This window comes from Sporofaciens sp. JLR.KK001 (genome assembly GCF_036941055.1).
In the GTDB taxonomy this organism is placed as follows: domain Bacteria; phylum Bacillota; class Clostridia; order Lachnospirales; family Lachnospiraceae; genus Sporofaciens.
Genome location: NZ_JAYMNO010000001.1, coordinates 4,490,176 through 4,504,885, shown reverse-complemented (window position 1 = coordinate 4,504,885; position 14,710 = coordinate 4,490,176). Strand labels below are relative to the sequence as shown.

Here is a 14,710-nt window from a genome sequence, read left to right as displayed (position 1 = left end):
GGGTTGCTATGATAACAGTTGAGCATCTGACGAAGTGCTACGGCGATTTTACGGCGGTGAGCGATCTGTCTTTTGAAATTGACGAGGGGCATGTATACGGATTTCTGGGGCCTAACGGAGCCGGGAAATCTACCACGATGAATATTATGACGGGCTGCCTGTCGGCGACGGAAGGCTGTGTACGGATCAACGGGCATGATATCTTTGAGGAGCCGGAGCAGGCGAAAAGAGCGATCGGATATCTGCCGGAACAGCCGCCGCTCTATATGAATGAAACGCCTGCGGAATATCTGAGATTTGTAGGCGAGGCGAAAGGTCTTAAGGGCCGGGAGCTTCAAAGACAGATTGAAGAGGTATTGAGGCAGGCTAAGATCGGGCATGTGAAGGACAGACTGATTTCTGCCTTGTCAAAAGGATACCGGCAGAGAGTGGGGATCGCGCAGGCGTTGCTTGGGAACCCTGAGGTGATTATACTTGATGAGCCTACAGTTGGGCTTGATCCGATTCAGATCATAGAGATCCGTGACCTGATCAGGCAGCTTGGAGAAAATCATACGGTGATATTAAGCTCCCATATCTTATCGGAGGTTCAGGCGATCTGCAAGAAGGTCCTGATTATCTCGCAGGGGAAGCTGGTTGCCTTTGACAGGCCGGAGAATTTGGAGAAGCTTCTGCTGGCATCGAACGGTATTTCCTTTATGGCGGAAGCTTCGGAGGAAGAGATCGGCAAAGTGCTCGGCGGTATCAGCCATATAGCGGAATGGGAGATTCAGGTACAGGAAGACGGAGGAACTAAGGTATTTGCAAGGACGGAGTCTGAGAATGTAAAAGATATCTGCAGAGAGCTCTTTTTTGCTTTTGCGGACAGGAAAAAGGCTATTTTAGAGATATCTTCCAGAAAGGCAAATTTAGAAGACGTATTTATTGAATTGACTGAAGGGGAAAGCGGGGTGACTGAAGAATGATCGCAGTACTTAAGCATGAACTGTCCGGGTATTTCCATTCGCTGACAGCGTATATTTTCTCGGCGTTTCTGTTGGCATTCGTGGGAATCGGGGCATTGATCTATAATATACAGTCGGCGGTAGCCAATTTTGAGTATGTATTAGGCTATGTATGCCTTGGCTTCGCGGTTATCATACCCATATTAACGATGCGTGTGATCGCGGAAGAGCGGAAACAGAAAACGGACCAGCTTCTATACTCGCTCCCCATACGGACGTCGCAGATCGTGATGGGGAAATACTTCGCGCTTCTTACCGTCTATCTGGTTCCGTTGTGCATAGTCGCCGTCTATCCGCTTATATTTGCGCAGTTCGGCGAGGTGTATCTGCCCACGTCCTATGGTTCGCTGTTTGCGTTTTTTATGATGGGAGCGGCAATGATCGCTGCGGGGACGTTTATTTCTTCTCTGACGGAGAATCAGGGATTTGCTGCCGGAATTGCCGTCCCTGTTATCCTGCTTAACTATTACAGTGTTACGCTGGCGGAATATGTATCGGCGACTGCATCCGGTTCTGCAGCCGCGCTTATTGTGACCGCGGTCTTGCTTGGATTTGTCATCCGTCATCTGACGAAGAACCAGAATCTTGCGTATGGGATCAGTATTTTGATCATGCTTGCCGTTGTGATCATATATTTCGCGGACAGTTCCAGGTTTGAAGGGCTGGTGCCGGATATCATGACAAAATTATCTCTGTTCGAGAGGTTCTATACATTTGTAAACGGTGTATTTGACCTGACGGCGATCATCTATTACATAACTGTGATCATATTCTTTTTATTCCTTTCCGTACAGTCCCTTGAAAAAAGGAGGTACAACTAATGAAGCAAAAATATAATCAGATTGCGCTTAAGGGCGGTTCGTATTCTCTGGCAATGACAGGAATCGTATTGGCTATCCTTGTGGTCGTGAATATATTTGCATCCATACTTCCGGCTGCAATGACGCAGTATGACATCAGCTCTGCGAAGCTCTATTCAATTACAAGCAATACGAAGGCCGTCGTAAATGCACTCAAAAAGGATGTGACGATCTACTGGATCGTTCAGGCTGACAAGGAAGATGATGTGATTGAGAATCTTCTGGAAAAATATGAAAGCCTGTCAGAGCATATTAAGATCGTGAAAAAGAATCCGGATGTGTATCCGACCTTTGCAGACCAGTATACTTCCGAGGAAGTGCCGAACAACAGCCTGATCGTGGAATGCGGCGAACGCAGCCGTTATATCAGTTACAGTGACATTTATCTGACAGAGGAAAATATGTCTTCATATTCTTATGATACATCCTTTGACGGAGAAGGTGCGATCACCTCGGCCATCGACTATGCGGTGAGCGAAGAACTGCCGAAGCTCTATATACTGGAAGGTCATGGAGAAGCGGAGCTGTCTTTGGTGTTCAGCGAGCAGATAGAAAGGGAGAATATAGAAACGGCTGCATTTTCACTTCTGAATGAAGACTCCGTACCGGAAGAGGCGGACTGTGTTCTGATCTATGGGCCTGCCAGTGATATTTCCGCGGAAGAAAAAGATATATTATCGGAGTATGTGAAGGGCGGCGGTAAGCTTATGGTTCTGGCGGGGCCGTCAAAAGAAGGACAGCTTGAGAATCTTGGCAGTCTTCTGGAGGACTATAACGTGGAAGCGGCGGATGGGGTCGTGGTAGAGTCCGACCGTGAGCACTATGCATTCCAGGCGCCGTATATTCTGCTTCCTGATATTTGTGAAAGCGAGATTACCAGGCCGTTGATCGATGAGAATTATTACGCCGTCATGCCGATCGCACAGGGGTTAAAGGTGTCGGATACTTCCGGCGCGGTGACAGAGCTTCTGACGGCGTCGGAGACGTCATACAGCAAGAAGGCGGGTTATGACATTTCTACCTATGAAAAGGAAGAGGGAGATATTGATGGCCCCTTTGCGTTGGCTGTATCTGTAGACTGCGGAAATGAAGGACAGATCGTATGGTTTGCATCCTCGAATCTGTTTGACGATACCTACAATTCCTATTCATCGGGGGCTAATCTGGATCTGGGAATGAATGCCCTGTCATCTCTTATGGGAGAACGGGAGGCGGTATCGGTCCGCAGCAAATCGTTAAGTTATAATTATCTTACCATCAGCGAATCGACAGCCTCATTGCTCAAAGTGCTCATGATCGGAGGATTCCCTCTGGCATTTCTCGGAACAGGGATTTGTATAATGATAAGCAGAAGGAGGCGGCAGAATGAACAGGACTAAAAGATTATACGTGCTTCTTGGAGTATTGATGATTTGCTGTGTGCTGACACTGGGAGTCAGTAAATACGAAGAACGCAAGGAGAAGATCAGAAACAGCGATGAGATCATCATGGAACTTAAGAGCGAAGACGTAACCTCTGTTTCGTGGGAATGCGGATCGGGAACATTTGCTTTCCATAAGGATGAGACATGGCTGTATGATGATGACGAGAATTTTCCGGTAAATGAGGAGAAGATCGGCGGGCTGTTGGAGAATTTTGAGTCTCTCGGCGTCTCGTTTATCATTGAAGATGCCGAAAACTTAAGCCAGTATGGTCTTGATGATCCTCTGTGCAAGATCAAGATCGCTGCGGGAGAGGAGAACTATGAGATATCTCTGGGCAATTACAGCGAAATGGATGAGGAACGGTATGTATCTGTGGGAGACGGCAATGTGTACCTGGTACAGGAGGATCCGCTGAATGCATTTGATATTGAGCTTAGCGAGATGATACAGCATGATGAGATACCAAAGTTTGATTCTGTTACAGAGATAGAGTTTGCTGGCAGCGAGAATTATAAAGCCGTATATAAAGAAGACAATAAGATTACTTATAGTGAGGAAGACGTATTTTTTGCGGAGGAAGACGGAGAAGAAATTCCGCTTGATACGGAAAATGTTGACAGATATATGGAGGTTATCAGCGAACTGAATCTGACCGATTATGTGTCCTATAATGTAACGGATGATGAACTTAAAGCTTACGGACTGGATAAACCGGATCTGGATGTGTCCTTTAAATACCGCGTGTCGGATGATGAGGGCGGGGAAGAGCAAGAAGGGACGGCCACGCTTCATATTTCCCGCGGCCCAAAAGAGAAAGAGGAAGATACAGACCAGGAAGAAGAGATAACTGCATATGCCCGGATCGGTGAATCGAAGATCATATATAAGATCAGTGGATTGGATTATGAAGACCTGATGGAAGCATCCTGCAGCGATCTGCGTCACCAGGAGGTGATATGGGCGGATTTCGATGATATCATTAAGGCGGAGATAACCCTGGAAGACAAAGAGTACGAGCTGACAGTAAAAGAAGAGGGGAAGGAGAACGTCTGGTATTATCAGGAGAAAGAAATCAACACGGATGAACTGCGGGACGCCCTTAATTCTTTATCCGCGGCTGAATTTACAGAGAAGGAGCCGGCAGGGAAGGAGGAGATCAGTCTGACCCTGCAGATCGATAATGAGAATCAGCCGGAAGTTCGGATCGAACTGTACCGGTATGATGGGAATAACTGTCTTGCGGTCGTTGACGGGAATCCGCTGTCGCTGGTGAACAGAAGCTATGCCGTCGATCTTATCGAAGCTGTCAACGCGATTGTGCTGAATTAATATTATAGGTATAACGATCGGCGTTGTTGGAAATGAGAGGGGCATTTTTTGTTGACAAATACTGATCCTTTCGTGATAATGATATCAGACAGGAAATGTCCCCGGTACAGCCGGAAGTCTTTGGTTTGCTTAGGTAAGGCGGCAGCCGTAAGGAGCGCAGTATGTTAAAGATATATATTTGTGAAGATATAGAAGTGCAAAGAAATAAAATACAGCAGGTTATCGAAAATATAGTTCTTATGGAAGAACTTGATATGGAACTTTGGTGTGTTTCTGAAGATCCGCATGTGATCCTCGAAAAAGTGAAGGAAACAGAAGATGTTGGAATATATTTTCTGGATATTGCCCTGGGTGCGGATATGACAGGATTGACCCTGGCGCAGGAAATCAGGAAATATGATCCAAGAGGATTTATTGTTTTTGTTACAACCCACTCGGAGATGAGTTACATGACGTTCATATACAAATTAGAGGCGTTGGACTTCATCTTGAAGGATGTACCGGAGGATCTTGAGAAAAGAATATACGAGTGTATTCTTGAGGCGAATCAACGATTCGCGTCCGCTAATAATAAAGTGCATGCGAATTTTTCTGTGAAAATAAATGAGAAGGTATTTACGGTAGATTATGACGATATTCTCTTTTTTGAGACGTCTCCGAATGTACACAAGATTATACTTCATTGCAGAAACCGTCAGATGGAATTTTTAGGGAAGATCAAAGAGATCGAAAGACAGGTGGACGGGCGTTTTTACCGCTGTCATCGCTCGTTTTTGGTGAACAAAGATAATATCAAGGAGATTGATTTTCAGAACCGGGTCATTCATATGGTCAATGGAGATGAATGCCTGATCTCTTCCCGCATGATGAGAGGATTAAAATAATACGCGGGGATGGATACAGGCATGCTTTCCTGAAGTGCATGTGTAAAAGCCTCAGCGCAGTCTATTGCCAGTCTTTGGCGCCTTCCCATAAGAACACGTGGCCTTTGACAAGGCGGTTATTGCAGTCAAGCGCTGCTATAGCAGCCATCTCTTCTTGTGTCAGAAAATGTGTGAAGAAGCTGAAAAAATAATGACAGAGCGATTTGGAAAAGATATGGTAATCGCGCTGGCGACAGCGGAAAAGGGAGTTCCTTATGTACGGTATGTAAATGCCTGTTATGAGAATGGAGCGTTTTATGTTATTACCTATGCGCTTTCAAATAAAATAAAACATTTAGAAAACAATCCTGTGATTGCAATAGCTGGTGAGTGGTTTACCGCACATGGCAGGGGGATAAATTTAGGTTATTTTGGAAAGGAAGAAAACCATAGGATTGCAAAGAGATTGAAAGAAGTGTTCTCTGAATGGATTGATAACGGGCATACTGATTTTGGGGATGAGAACACGGTTATTTTATGTGTGGAATTGACAGATGGGCTGCTGATTTCACATGGGACAAGGTACGAGTTTTAGGCTTTCAATTTCCGGAGGGATTTTATATATGAAATTTCAAAGAACAGATGGCAAAAATAAAGATTTTATAGAAAACTGCAGGCTTCTTGATATGGAGCTGGACAGACGTGTCGGGAAAAAGATAGAAAGAGACAAATACAAAAAATATAACCAGTTGGATGAAATTAAGGAAGCAATCGTTGTGTATGAAGGGAACCGGGTAATTGGCGGTGGGGCTATCAGAAGATATGATGATGAAACGATAGAATTGAAGCGGGTGTTTGTACATACGGAATATCAGGGACAGGGCATAGGCAGTAGGCTTGTTTCCCTGTTGATGGAATGGGCCGTAGAACTGGGATATAAGAAAATGGTTCTGGAAACCGGGGAGTTATTGGCTGAATCCTGTGCCGTATATAAAAAGCTGGGTTTTCAGGTGATTCCGAATTATGGCCCGTATGAGGATATGCCGGAATCATTGTGTATGGCAAAGGATTTGAAAAGCTGGAGGCAGGCAGATGCAGGATAAAGATTTTGGTATGCGGCTAAAGCGGGCGGAATGTCCGGTGAAGGTGGCGGAGATTGTGGAGAAGACAATAAGGGCCGTCTATCCCCATTATTATCCTTCTGGGGCAGTACAGTTTTTTCTGGACCTGCATAACGAACGGAGGATAAGGGAAGCACTTGCCAGGGAAGATATTTATTTTGCGGAGGTGCAGGGGGAAATTGTGGGAACCGGGAGCATCCGGGGGAATGAGATCTGCAGGCTGTTTATCTTACCGGAACACCAGGCAAAGGGTTATGGAAACAGGCTGATGGATTTCCTGGAAGATATGGTTTTCAGAAAATATCAGGCAGTACATATTGATGCGTCTTTTCCGGCGGAAAATATGTATTTGAAACGGGGATACTGGATAAAAACCTATGAGAAAATTGAGACAGGGGGCGGGGATTATCTCTGTTACCATACAATGGAAAAGGCGGCAGATGGAAAGGGATAAAGATTTTCAGGAGGGAACAGATGGATAAATGGTTTACGGTTGACAGGATAGACGAGGATACTTATATCATCAGCGAATACCGGCATTGGGAGGAAACACATTGTTATCTGCTGAATGGTTCCGGGCGGAGCCTGCTGATCGATACGGGGCTTGGGATCTGTAATATTTATGACGAGGTGGTGAAGCTGACAGACCAGCCAGTTACGGCTGTTGCCACGCATATCCATTGGGATCATATCGGAGGGCATAAATATTTTCCAGATTTCTATGCCCATGAGGAGGAACTGGGGTGGCTGTCGGGCGGATTTCCTTTGCCTATGGAAACGGTCAGGGGCATGGTAGTTGATCGTTGTGAACTGCCGGAAGGTTATGATGTGGGCTGCTATGAGATGTTCCAGGGGAGGCCGTCCATGATTCTGCACGGCGGGGAAGAGATCGACATTGGCGGGAGGATGATAAAGGTGTTTCATACGCCGGGACATTCACCGGGGCATATGTGCTTTTGGGAACCGGAGCGAGGATATCTTTTTACAGGGGATCTGATCTACAAGGATACCTTGTTTGCGTATTATCCATCTACAGATCCGGGAGCTTATCTTTCCTCACTGGAAAAGATGGCGCTTCTTCCTGTGGAAAGGGTGTTTCCGGCGCACCATTCCCTGGATATCCAGCCGGAGATCATCGGTCGTATGAGGGATGCTTTCCAGGGATTGAAGGAGAGCGGGAAACTGCGTCATGGGAGCGGAACTTTTGATTACGGAGACTGGGCGGTCTGGCTATGATGGGGGTGTTTATGAGGGATGAAGGCAGGATGGAGACAGAAGATATTATTCTAGGAAAGGCAAAATATGAGGATTGGAGATCGATATACCGGAATGTGTGGTCAAGGCCGGAAACAGCAGAATATATGGTATGGAAAGTGACGGCTGATGAGGATGGGGCCAGGGAGAGGATACAGAGGACGATCGCGTGGCAGGAAACCCATGATGCGTGGCTGGTCTATGAGAGGGGCAGCGGGCAGGCCATTGGTTTTGCCGGAGTGGAGGAAACAGAGCCTCATATTTTTCATGAGACTGGTATTGCCCTGGGGCCAGAGTATGTGGGAAGGGGATATGGGAAACAGATATTGCGTTTATTGATGGAATACTGTATTTCTTTAGACGGGCAGGAATTTTATTATTCTACACGGGCAGGGAATCTTGCTTCGAGGGCACTGGCCTTATCCTGTGGATTGACTTATCAGTATTCGGAGCGGAGGACAGACCAGCGCAGTGGGAAAACTTATGAATTGGAGATTTATAAAAAGAATCTGGAAAGTATAGGGGTGGGATATGAAGTCGGATGAGATATTGAAGTATTGCCTGGAGAATCTGGAGGGCAGCGTCCTTGTGGAGAGTTGGGGAGAAAAGGGGATTTTTTATAATCCCGGACGTGTGCTGAAAAGGGGCGTGTACATATTGACGGTCAAGGAGAAGGACGGGGATAATGATAAAGGCTCAAGGCTTAACAGGCCGGGGGTTTACCGGGTGAACCTGGGTGTCCGTAAGGATACGTTTGTGAAGCTGTTCGGGGCTGTGCCAAAACGTCCGGGGGCAGGCGGGGTTGTGGAAATGGATTATGATTTTTCTGCGGCTGACTGTTTTTTGCCACATCCGGTCTATGCGTGGATGGGGTGGATGTGTGTGCTGAACCCATCGGAAGAGACTTTTGAAGATTTAAAGCCATACATCCGGGAATCCTATGAATACGCAAAAGAGAAATTTGCCAAAAGAAAATGAAATGTGTGGGGAAACAAAAAGGGAGGAGCTGGGGTTTCACTTCCCACATCGATTCCGATAATCAAAGTTTTTTCAGTTATGGATGCAATTTTTGCGTTTTGTGTGTTACAATTCATTTTCAATGTCATTTACTTAACTTCTAATAATAATGTGATCTGTTGTTTTCGACCAGATTTTCTATCAACTTAAGAAAAAGAGGGGGGATTTCTATTCCCAAATGCAGATGGAATGCTGTAAAATGGGGAGTACTCCCGATTTTGTGGTGCAATGTATGGATTTATGGCAATAGAAAGACATAACAACAAGACGAATTTATGAAATTAAAAAAATCATTTTCATTCGTCTCATTTTGAGGTATATTTAGTATGTTTAGCTCTGTTTTTGTTAGTTTCGATAACAGAAGCTGATTGGAAGTTTGAACCTTGCTTGGCGTGCGAAGGTTCGCCCGGGCCTGACCGGTAGGATATTCTGAGCGATCAGGCCCTCCACGTCTAATGTTGTTGTCCCATCATGTATTCTCAAAAAGTCCCGGCATGTTTTGATTGCTTCCGAATAGTTAACCTGATATACATGTTTCGTCTTTTTTTCAGGGAGCTCTACTGCCATAGCTATTTCCGAGCAAAAATTATACAGGATTGCCCTTGCCCATACTTCCTGTACAATGTATTCATATTTTTTGGAATGAAATGCTTTGAGACACAATGGGTATTTCAGGTCACGGAAAGAAGTTTCCTCATTCCATCTTAGGTGGTACAAGTCCTTGAAATCATCGATATCGAAATCAAGATCCGGAAGATTTGTGATCAGATTTTCGTAACAGCCCTCCGATAATTCAATCCTGATGATGCGCAGGGACAGTCTGTATTCGGGATGGTCCTGTGTAATATAATCCATAGGGACATCCTGGCACACAAACCGGTATTGTTCTTCCAGTTCAGGATGAAGCCGTTTTTTCTTAGAATGTGATCTGGATAAAATACGGTCCACATGATAATCAAGCTGCCTGACGCCATTTAAAGGAACCCCCAGAATTTTTTCCGTCTTGGCATCGGTACAGCGTATGAGAAAGAACTGCCCATTTTCAATTACATGTGCAAAAGCGTTATAAGAGGCATAGCCTCTGTCACACAAATAAATGACAGGGGTATCTGCTTCGGAACGGTCAACCATCTGGCAGAATGCGCTGTATTCATTGCGTTTCCGGGAAGGCTGGATGAAGAGATCCGTAAACTTTTTGTCCAGAACAGAAAAGAAAGCATTGATATGGATTTGGTTAAATCCTCTGGTGGACTTTCCATTTGGTTCAAAGAAAGTATCCGGATCATCCGGATTCCTGAAAATATCGGCCGCAGAACCATCACAAGCGACTAAGGAATATTTGCCTTTAAACAACTTCTTTTTACACTTTTGAGTAAAAGAAACGAGAAGGCTTCTAAAGGCATCATTTTTAATCTTTTTGCGTTGTTTATAAAAGGCAGCTTTTGAAGGAGCATCCGTAGAACGTCCAAAAAAGCGGTAAAGTTCTTCCTTAATACAGTCAGCTTCCATAGTCAGGAGCATAAGGAGAAGATGTTTGAATCCCAGTTTTCGATTACGCGAAAAGTCTTTACCGGGATGAAGAGCATAATTTTGGGGATTGGCAGCAAGCTCATGGATGGAAGCGAGCAGCATTGCTTTGACAACATCAGCGTATTTCATAAAAGTACCTCCTTAATCAGGTGAAAGTAAATAATGAATAAACAGTTCCTGATTAATTGGCCTTTTTCTGAGTAATCAGAAAAAGGCCGCACATTTTGAGGTACTTGTCAAGTAATAATTAAAAAATTTGGGTTACTGGTAGAAAAAAAGAATTCGGACATAATATCCGAATTCTCGTTAAGTAAATGACATTGATTCATTTTAGATACCTCTCTGTTTAATAAGATTTTTACAAACCTCCAAAGTCAGTAATCTTATTTTACTCTGAGGTATTTTTTTCTCAACCCTCTTTCTTGGAATTCCCAATATTTGAATTATACAGGAAGCTCCTTTGTATGATTAAAATATAATTTGAATACCTCTCCTTTCTGCAAGCTGTACTATAACTTTGCATTATTTTAGAAATAAAGTCAAGAATTTATTCCCGCGAGTAACGAGCCAAGCGGGCATGCTTGCATGCACATTTGGCGACTGCTGCGAGGATGCGAGAGATTAAGAAGGATTGCGCAGGCCGCGTATGCGGAAGGGAGGATGCCTTAATCTTGCGATCAGCAGAGGAGTACCGGGAGACTTCCCGGATTCGGGAGCATCTGGAGAGGAGAAGGGGATGGGAAAAGGGTGATGGGATCTTTGAGTGAGAGAGAAGGTGAAGACGATGGGTGAGGACAGGCTGGAAGCGGTCTGGAAATTCGGGGACGTTTATGAAAAGATTTTGGGTGAAACGCAGTGAGGATATGATATAATTAGGATGTATGCTTAGCTTTGCTGATGTGGATTAGAGATATGAATGAAATAATGATATGGGGAGGGTAAAGAAACATGAGAAAAATCAGTTTATTTATTGCGATGAGCCTTGACGGATATATTGCAGATAGCACGGGAAGCGTGGATTGGCTGCAGGGGCAGGGAGATGGGGAGGATATTGATACCTATTCGGAGTTTATAAGAGATGTTGATACTATTTTGATGGGATGGAATACTTATCATCAAATCGTTACCGAGCTTTCCCCGGATGAGTGGATATACCGTGATTTTATATCTTATGTTATTACACATAACGAGCGTACTTCCTCTGAAAAAATTCGTTTCGTTAACAGGGATCCTGTCGATTTGTTGAAATCTTTAAAAAAGGAAAATGGCAGGAACATTTGGATATGCGGAGGGGCTAACCTTGTTCGGCAGCTAGTAAATCAGGATTTTATTGACTGCTATCACATTACAGTTGTTCCTACGCTTTTAGGTTCCGGTGTTCGGCTCTTTGAAAATGCAAAACAAGAGATTAAGCTGAAATTACTTAATATACGTTCATATAACGGAATGACAGAGTTAAATTATGTGCGGAGATAATAAATAGTAGGGAGAAGAATATATGATCGTATTGATAACGGGCGCCTCGCACACGGGTAAAACGGCCCTTGCTCAAAAATTGCTTGAAAAATATAAATACCCATATCTATCAATAGACCATTTGAAAATGGGTTTGATCCGAAGCGGTTATACGAAGCTTACACCCGAAGACGATAACGAACTTACAGGGTATTTGTGGCCTATTATTCGTGAAATGATTAAAACCGCCGTAGAAAATAAGCAGAATCTCATAATTGAAGGGTGCTATATTCCTTTTGAATGGTCAAAGGGATTTGAAAAGGAATACCTTGAACATATAAAGTATTACTGCCTTGTAATGAGCAGAGATTATATAAAAAAACATTTTACAAGCATAAAAAGATATGCAAGCGTTATAGAAAAGCGTCTGGATGATGAAGGATGTACAATGGAAAGTGTTTTAGAAGATAATGCATTGTTTTTAGAACTTGCTCAGAAGTATGGCGTAAATTATGTGCTGATTGATGATAAGTACGAAATAGATATTGATTTGGAGAAGCCGTGATCAGTTCAATAATTAAATCGGCGAAGGCCGTTACATAAAATATGTATAGAAAGCGGAGGGTTAAATGATTACAGGTGAATTAAAAAATAAAATTGATAGTTTAAATTGAGCAGATTACATATCTGATGTTTATTCATGATTTGGATGATTCGGACAATACAAGAGCAAAAGAAAGTGCAATGCTTGGGCTTCCATATCAGAGTATTTTTTCAGACGAAGTGAAGATTGGAGAAAGAGCGATTGATGGTTCACAGCTTAAATGGTCTGTCTTTCATGATTTTCCTGCCGATAGAATGTATTCTGCAATACAGGAGTGGGTATTTCCATTTATAAAAACATTACACAGTGATAAGAATAGCGCTTATTCAAAATATATGGATGATGCAATTTTCAAATTACCCACACCGCTTGTTCTATCAAAGGTAGTAGATTCATTAGATGAAATATATAAGATGATGAATGAAATTCAGACTGCGGATGTACGAGGAGACGTGTATGAGTACCTTTTGTCAAAGATTGCACAATCCGGGCGTAATGGTCAGTTTAGAACCCCGAGGCACATTATTCATATGATGGTGGAAATGATGGAACCTTCCAGTGATGAGGTGATCTGTGATCCGGCTTGCGGAACGTCGGGATTCTTGGTTGCGGCAGGAGAATACTTGAAAGAAAAGAAGAAAGAAGAAATTTTCTTTGATAATCAGAAGAAAGATCATTATATGAATCACATGTTTCATGGATATGATATGGATAGAACTATGCTCCGTATTGGGGCAATGAACATGATGACTCATGGAATTGACAATCCATTTATTGAATATAGAGATAGCTTGTCTGATCAGAATCCAGATAAGGATAAGTATTCATTAGTACTTGCAAATCCGCCATTTAAGGGAAGTCTTGATGCGGAGTCCGTATCAGGGGATTTCGTATGCTAAAGATAGGCGGAAGATGTGCCTGTATCGTTCCCGACGGTGTATTGTTTGGCTCATCAAAGGCACATAAAGACATCAGAAGAGAACTTGTTGAGAATCAAAGATTAGAGGCGGTTATCTCCATGCCTTCCGGTGTGTTTAAACCATATGCAGGAGTATCAACAGCTATTCTTGTATTCACAAAAACGGAATATGGCGGAACGGATCGTGTGTGGTTTTATGATATGACGGCAGATGGTTTTAGCTTAGACGATAAGAGAACTCCGAGTGCAGAAAATGATATTTCGGATATTATTGAACGATTTAAGAATTTAGATAAAGAAGCAGAAAGAAAACGTACAGATAAATCCTTTATGGTGCCTAAGCAGGATATTGTTGACAATGGATATGATCTCAGCATTAATAAATACAAAGAGGTTGAATATGTAGCTGTTGAATATCCTCCGACGTCTGAAATTATGGCTGAAATTCGTGAAATTGAGATGGAGATTGGTAAGGAAATGGATGAGTTGGAAAAGTTGTTGAATTTGTAAGGAAGGGTATACAAAGTTGATAAATTCGGATTTGTGGGGATGATTAAATGAAAGTGTTATTGGGAGATGTTTGTGAACGTGGTTCGTCGAACTTAAAACAGTCAGATGTTATTAGTTGTATAGGTGATTATCCTATTTATGGAGCAGCAGGCTATATAGGAAATGTTGATTTTTATCAACAAGATAAAGAGTATATTGCTGTTGTTAAAGATGGAGCAGGAATTGGGCGTGTTATGTTACTTCCAGAAAATTCTTCGGTCATAGGCACAATGCAATACTTGTTACCTAAAGAAAATGTGTTGCCCAAATATTTGTATTATGTTGTTCGGCATATGCATTTGGAAAAATATTATACAGGAGCAACGATTCCGCACATTTATTTTAAAGATTATAAAAATGAAGAATTTAATCTTTCATCTATGGAAGAGCAAAAAAGGATTGTTGCGATTCTTCAATTGATTGAGAATATAATTGATGCAAGAAAGCAACAGTTAATCAAATTAGAAGACTTAATCAAAGCCCGATTTGTCGAGATGTTTGGAGATATATTATGTAATGACAAAGGATGGCCTATATATGCATTAGATGCCATAAGTTCATCAAGACTTGGAAAAATGCTTGATGCAAAACGGAATACTGAAAAAAATTCATTTCCGTATTTGGCAAATTTTAATGTTCAGTGGTTTGAATTTGATTTATCTGCACTACATGAAATGGATTTCACTGACGCTGAACGTGAAGAATTTTCTTTAAAAGACGGTGATTTGCTAATTACAGAGGGCGGTGAAGTTGGCAGATGCGCGAGGCGTTGCTAAAGGT

15 protein-coding genes and 1 pseudogene are annotated in these 14,710 nt (G+C 42.9%); 15 read left to right on the top strand and 1 reads right to left on the bottom strand.

Annotated elements, in window-relative coordinates; all coding sequences use genetic code 11:
* Nucleotides 1-8 precede the first annotated feature (8 nt).
* The 11 genes from VSQ62_RS22890 to VSQ62_RS22840 all read left to right on the top strand — a co-directional run bounded on the left by VSQ62_RS22890 (nucleotide 9) and on the right by VSQ62_RS22840 (nucleotide 8,834).
* The gene (locus tag VSQ62_RS22890; RefSeq protein WP_334637052.1) at nucleotides 9-965 is read left to right on the top strand and encodes an ABC transporter ATP-binding protein; all 957 of its coding nucleotides are present in this window, start codon (nucleotides 9-11) and stop codon (nucleotides 963-965) included.
* Nucleotides 962-1,825 carry an ABC transporter permease gene (locus VSQ62_RS22885; RefSeq protein ID WP_334637051.1) on the top strand — a complete coding sequence of 288 codons (864 nt, stop codon included), beginning with the start codon at nucleotides 962-964 and terminating at the stop codon, nucleotides 1,823-1,825. Before VSQ62_RS22890 ends, VSQ62_RS22885 begins: the two co-directional genes overlap by 4 nt.
* Complete coding sequence (locus VSQ62_RS22880) at nucleotides 1,825-3,243, top strand: GldG family protein (RefSeq protein ID WP_334637050.1); 1,419 nt, start codon at nucleotides 1,825-1,827, stop codon at nucleotides 3,241-3,243. The genes VSQ62_RS22885 and VSQ62_RS22880 overlap by 1 nt, the downstream gene beginning before the upstream one ends.
* Nucleotides 3,230-4,618, top strand: a complete 1,389-nt coding sequence (locus tag VSQ62_RS22875) for a DUF4340 domain-containing protein (protein ID WP_334637048.1) — start codon at nucleotides 3,230-3,232, stop codon at nucleotides 4,616-4,618. The genes VSQ62_RS22880 and VSQ62_RS22875 overlap by 14 nt, the downstream gene beginning before the upstream one ends.
* 161 nt (nucleotides 4,619-4,779) lie before the next feature.
* Nucleotides 4,780-5,502 (top strand): LytR/AlgR family response regulator transcription factor, encoded by a 723-nt coding sequence (locus VSQ62_RS22870; protein WP_334637047.1) that lies wholly within the window; start codon nucleotides 4,780-4,782, stop codon nucleotides 5,500-5,502.
* A 190-nt stretch (nucleotides 5,503-5,692) separates the two neighbouring features.
* Entirely contained in the window at nucleotides 5,693-6,076 is a 384-nt protein-coding gene (locus VSQ62_RS22865) for a pyridoxamine 5'-phosphate oxidase family protein (protein ID WP_334637046.1), read from the top strand.
* Between the two features lie 28 nt (nucleotides 6,077-6,104).
* Nucleotides 6,105-6,584, top strand: coding sequence for a GNAT family N-acetyltransferase (locus tag VSQ62_RS22860; RefSeq protein ID WP_334637044.1), 480 nt, complete (start codon nucleotides 6,105-6,107; stop codon nucleotides 6,582-6,584).
* Nucleotides 6,574-7,056 (top strand): GNAT family N-acetyltransferase, encoded by a 483-nt coding sequence (locus tag VSQ62_RS22855; RefSeq protein ID WP_334637043.1) that lies wholly within the window; start codon nucleotides 6,574-6,576, stop codon nucleotides 7,054-7,056. The genes VSQ62_RS22860 and VSQ62_RS22855 overlap by 11 nt, the downstream gene beginning before the upstream one ends.
* Nucleotides 7,057-7,076: 20 nt before the next feature.
* Nucleotides 7,077-7,838 carry an MBL fold metallo-hydrolase gene (locus tag VSQ62_RS22850; RefSeq protein WP_334637041.1) on the top strand — a complete coding sequence of 254 codons (762 nt, stop codon included), beginning with the start codon at nucleotides 7,077-7,079 and terminating at the stop codon, nucleotides 7,836-7,838.
* The gene (locus VSQ62_RS22845; RefSeq protein ID WP_334637040.1) at nucleotides 7,835-8,401 is read left to right on the top strand and encodes a GNAT family N-acetyltransferase; all 567 of its coding nucleotides are present in this window, start codon (nucleotides 7,835-7,837) and stop codon (nucleotides 8,399-8,401) included. The genes VSQ62_RS22850 and VSQ62_RS22845 overlap by 4 nt, the downstream gene beginning before the upstream one ends.
* Nucleotides 8,388-8,834: a DUF6194 family protein gene (locus tag VSQ62_RS22840; RefSeq protein WP_334637039.1), complete on the top strand. Its 447-nt coding sequence runs from the start codon at nucleotides 8,388-8,390 to the stop codon at nucleotides 8,832-8,834. The genes VSQ62_RS22845 and VSQ62_RS22840 overlap by 14 nt, the downstream gene beginning before the upstream one ends.
* Nucleotides 8,835-9,218: 384 nt before the next feature.
* Here VSQ62_RS22840 and VSQ62_RS22835 read toward each other — a convergent pair whose 3' ends face one another.
* The gene (locus VSQ62_RS22835; protein ID WP_334635976.1) at nucleotides 9,219-10,532 is read right to left on the bottom strand and encodes an IS4 family transposase; all 1,314 of its coding nucleotides are present in this window, start codon (nucleotides 10,530-10,532) and stop codon (nucleotides 9,219-9,221) included.
* Nucleotides 10,533-11,351: 819 nt separating this feature from the next.
* Here VSQ62_RS22835 and VSQ62_RS22830 point away from each other — a divergent pair.
* The 4 genes and pseudogenes from VSQ62_RS22830 (at nucleotide 11,352) to VSQ62_RS22815 (ending at nucleotide 14,706) form a co-directional block, all read left to right on the top strand.
* Nucleotides 11,352-11,879 carry a dihydrofolate reductase family protein gene (locus VSQ62_RS22830; RefSeq protein WP_334637038.1) on the top strand — a complete coding sequence of 176 codons (528 nt, stop codon included), beginning with the start codon at nucleotides 11,352-11,354 and terminating at the stop codon, nucleotides 11,877-11,879.
* 22 nt (nucleotides 11,880-11,901) lie between these two features.
* Entirely contained in the window at nucleotides 11,902-12,423 is a 522-nt protein-coding gene (locus VSQ62_RS22825; RefSeq protein ID WP_334637037.1) for an adenylate kinase, read from the top strand.
* Nucleotides 12,424-12,487: 64 nt separating this feature from the next.
* Nucleotides 12,488-13,891, top strand: a pseudogene (locus VSQ62_RS22820) (class I SAM-dependent DNA methyltransferase).
* Nucleotides 13,892-13,938: 47 nt separating this feature from the next.
* Nucleotides 13,939-14,706, top strand: coding sequence for a restriction endonuclease subunit S (locus VSQ62_RS22815; RefSeq protein ID WP_334637036.1), 768 nt, complete (start codon nucleotides 13,939-13,941; stop codon nucleotides 14,704-14,706).
* Nucleotides 14,707-14,710 lie beyond the last annotated feature (4 nt).

Excerpts from the sequence above, each read along its gene's own strand:
- VSQ62_RS22890 (WP_334637052.1), top strand. The coding sequence starts at position 9 with ATGATAACAGTTGAGCATCTGACGAAGTGCTACGGCGATTTTACGGCG.
- VSQ62_RS22885 (WP_334637051.1), top strand. The coding sequence starts at position 962 with ATGATCGCAGTACTTAAGCATGAACTGTCCGGGTATTTCCATTCGCTG.
- VSQ62_RS22880 (WP_334637050.1), top strand. The coding sequence starts at position 1,825 with ATGAAGCAAAAATATAATCAGATTGCGCTTAAGGGCGGTTCGTATTCT.
- VSQ62_RS22875 (WP_334637048.1), top strand. The coding sequence starts at position 3,230 with ATGAACAGGACTAAAAGATTATACGTGCTTCTTGGAGTATTGATGATT.
- VSQ62_RS22870 (WP_334637047.1), top strand. The coding sequence starts at position 4,780 with ATGTTAAAGATATATATTTGTGAAGATATAGAAGTGCAAAGAAATAAA.
- VSQ62_RS22865 (WP_334637046.1), top strand. The coding sequence starts at position 5,693 with ATGACAGAGCGATTTGGAAAAGATATGGTAATCGCGCTGGCGACAGCG.
- VSQ62_RS22860 (WP_334637044.1), top strand. The coding sequence starts at position 6,105 with ATGAAATTTCAAAGAACAGATGGCAAAAATAAAGATTTTATAGAAAAC.
- VSQ62_RS22855 (WP_334637043.1), top strand. The coding sequence starts at position 6,574 with ATGCAGGATAAAGATTTTGGTATGCGGCTAAAGCGGGCGGAATGTCCG.
- VSQ62_RS22850 (WP_334637041.1), top strand. The coding sequence starts at position 7,077 with ATGGATAAATGGTTTACGGTTGACAGGATAGACGAGGATACTTATATC.
- VSQ62_RS22845 (WP_334637040.1), top strand. The coding sequence starts at position 7,835 with ATGATGGGGGTGTTTATGAGGGATGAAGGCAGGATGGAGACAGAAGAT.
- VSQ62_RS22840 (WP_334637039.1), top strand. The coding sequence starts at position 8,388 with ATGAAGTCGGATGAGATATTGAAGTATTGCCTGGAGAATCTGGAGGGC.
- VSQ62_RS22835 (WP_334635976.1), bottom strand. The coding sequence starts at position 10,532 with ATGAAATACGCTGATGTTGTCAAAGCAATGCTGCTCGCTTCCATCCAT.
- VSQ62_RS22830 (WP_334637038.1), top strand. The coding sequence starts at position 11,352 with ATGAGAAAAATCAGTTTATTTATTGCGATGAGCCTTGACGGATATATT.
- VSQ62_RS22825 (WP_334637037.1), top strand. The coding sequence starts at position 11,902 with ATGATCGTATTGATAACGGGCGCCTCGCACACGGGTAAAACGGCCCTT.
- VSQ62_RS22815 (WP_334637036.1), top strand. The coding sequence starts at position 13,939 with ATGAAAGTGTTATTGGGAGATGTTTGTGAACGTGGTTCGTCGAACTTA.